Genomic DNA, 2315 nt, shown 5'->3' on the forward strand with positions numbered 1-2315 from the left:
AATGTTAAATTTAATTAACACATTCATTTATCCTTTTTATATTTTAAAGGTTACTTAAATTTGCAAATCACTTATATTATCAGGATATATTAAACTACAAGTCTACAACTATTAACAGCTATTAATTGTGATACACTGCTAAAGTGTTTTAATAACCACCGATTGGAAAGTAGGATATATTATTATAAATGGATTCATAATTAATATAAAACTTGTGTTTATTTTTAAATTTTATTATAATGAATGTTAGTAGTGTGCTGAGGAGGTTAACAACTAGTGGAAAAAGATGTTTGTTTTGTGCGAAATATTGATAATATATTATCAATTAGTGACGAAAAGTTATCTCATAAACTTTTAATTAAATATCAAGTTTTAGAAAAATCAGTTGAAGAATCTAATCAACTTATAAGCAAAGCTTTAGGTATACCAATTGCTTCAAAGGTATTTTGTTTTAGAAAGGTAAAAATTGTTAAAAATGAACCTAAGTGTATTGAAAAATTATATATTGATTATAATAAAGTACCTTCAATTGAAAAGTTTGATTTAGGTGAAGAGTCTTTTCACTCAATTCTGAAAAGAGAATATGATATAGAAACGAATCAAAGTGAAGAAGAAATTTTAGTAGTTGATGCAAACGAAATTGAAAAAAAAATATTGAATTTAAAAGAAAACTCTGAGATATTATTAATCAAAAAAATCACATACATCAAAAAACATGAGCCATTAGAGTATTGCGAGGTTTCATCACTTACAAATTTCTATATGTTTAGGAGCGTGGTGGATATAAAATGAATAATGAAGCTTTATATATTCAGTTAATGAATAATATTAAAAAGAAAATTACTGATGGTGAATATCAAGTTGGTGATAAAATTATGTCAGAAAGAACAATGTCGAAAACTTATGGCATTAATCGGTTAACAGTTAGAAATGCAATTAAAAATCTTCAAATCGAAGGATATTTAAATGCAATTCAAGGGAAAGGCACCTTTGTAAATAAAATTCCAGTAGTTCAAGGCAAAGTTGAACTTGGTAGTGGGGATGTTAGTTTAAGTATGTCTATTAGAAAAGGTGGAATGAGTCATTCTAGAATTGTTCTTTCACTTAAAAAAATTTATGCAATTGGGAATTTGAAAAACTATTTTCCTGATTCACCGCAAGTATATGAATTAATTAGATTATCGTTTATAAATGGTATTCCATATGCTATTCAAGAATGCTATTTCCCATGTTCATATTTTAAAGAAGCTGAAAGATATAATTTTGTAGAAGATGCTTTATATGACTATATGGATACGCAAGGACATCATCCTCAAAAATTAGATTATTCTTTGAAAATTAAAGATGTTCCTCAAAAATATACAAAATTATTAGAAATTCAGGCGGGTAAAAAAATATTCTTTTTTAATTACTTTGCATACGATAAAGATAAAAAAATCGTTGAATATACATTATCGTATAATAAACCAGAATATACTTCATTTCATTTTTCTACAAAAAAAGGGCTGTTACATATCTAACTAAATAAGTTAGATATGTAACAGCCCTTTTTTAATGTTCAAAATTAAAAAAGGCTAAAGCTGAAGTGTAAATACTTGAGAATAGAGTTGGACTTAAAAATTTTACTGAAATAATTATTTTCTACAAAAATCAGAATAAATTAATTATTCTGTTTTTTTGTAGAAAAGTATTGTATTAAAATAAGAAGTGGTGTATATTATGTTCAAGTGGTATACATGATATACCACAACAGTTTTAATAAAAAAAAATAGAGGCTATTTTACACAAAAAAAGAAAAAAAGGAGGAATGAAGGAAATGGATATTACGCTTATTCAAGCACTTTTAATCGGTTGTGTTGCAGCATTAACTAATTTAGACGGTAATTTTTTTGGTGAAATGAAATTTCGCGAACCTATTGTTACCGGATTCTTAGTAGGATTAATCTTAGGTGATGTTCAGAAAGGCCTTATTATTGGTGCATCATTACAAGTTATTTGGATGGGTGCTACCGCAATTGGACCTACAGCACAATTGGATATTGGTGCTGGAGGAACAATAGGTGTTGCAGTCGCTTTACTAACTGGAAAGGGTGCTGAGGTTGCTATTACATTTGGTCTACCGGTTGCAGTTATGATGCAATTTCTAAATACTTTATTAATGACTTCATATTCACTTTTAATGCATCGTGTTGATAATCTAATTGATGAAGAACAAAATCTCCCTACGGTCGAGTAAAAACCCTTATGCCAAGCAAATATGATAATCTCATCGTCCTTTGATTATCATATTTGCATCACATTCTGGGCATAGAACA

At 27.8% G+C, this 2315-nt stretch carries 3 protein-coding genes; all 3 read left to right on the top strand.

The genetic code is table 11. From position 1 onward, the window contains the following. Nucleotides 1–276: 276 nt before the first annotated feature. Nucleotides 277–792, top strand: coding sequence for a GntR family transcriptional regulator (locus KPL38_RS18970; protein ID WP_216290699.1), 516 nt, complete (start codon nt 277–279; stop codon nt 790–792). Next, nucleotides 789–1520 (top strand): GntR family transcriptional regulator, encoded by a 732-nt coding sequence (locus KPL38_RS18975; protein ID WP_216290700.1) that lies wholly within the window; start codon nt 789–791, stop codon nt 1518–1520. Before KPL38_RS18970 ends, KPL38_RS18975 begins: the two co-directional genes overlap by 4 nt. 296 nt (nt 1521–1816) lie before the next feature. Further along, on the top strand, nt 1817–2236 hold the full coding sequence (locus KPL38_RS18980) for a PTS sugar transporter subunit IIC (protein WP_246578050.1): 420 nt from the start codon (nt 1817–1819) through the stop codon (nt 2234–2236). Nucleotides 2237–2315: the final 79 nt, after the last annotated feature.

Source organism: Clostridium psychrophilum (assembly GCF_018861705.1).
Classification (GTDB): domain Bacteria; phylum Bacillota; class Clostridia; order Clostridiales; family Clostridiaceae; genus Clostridium_AD; species Clostridium_AD psychrophilum.

Coding starts and splice junctions, on each gene's coding strand:
- KPL38_RS18980 (WP_246578050.1), top strand. CDS start 1,817: ATGGATATTACGCTTATTCAAGCACTTTTAATCGGTTGTGTTGCAGCA.
- KPL38_RS18975 (WP_216290700.1), top strand. CDS start 789: ATGAATAATGAAGCTTTATATATTCAGTTAATGAATAATATTAAAAAG.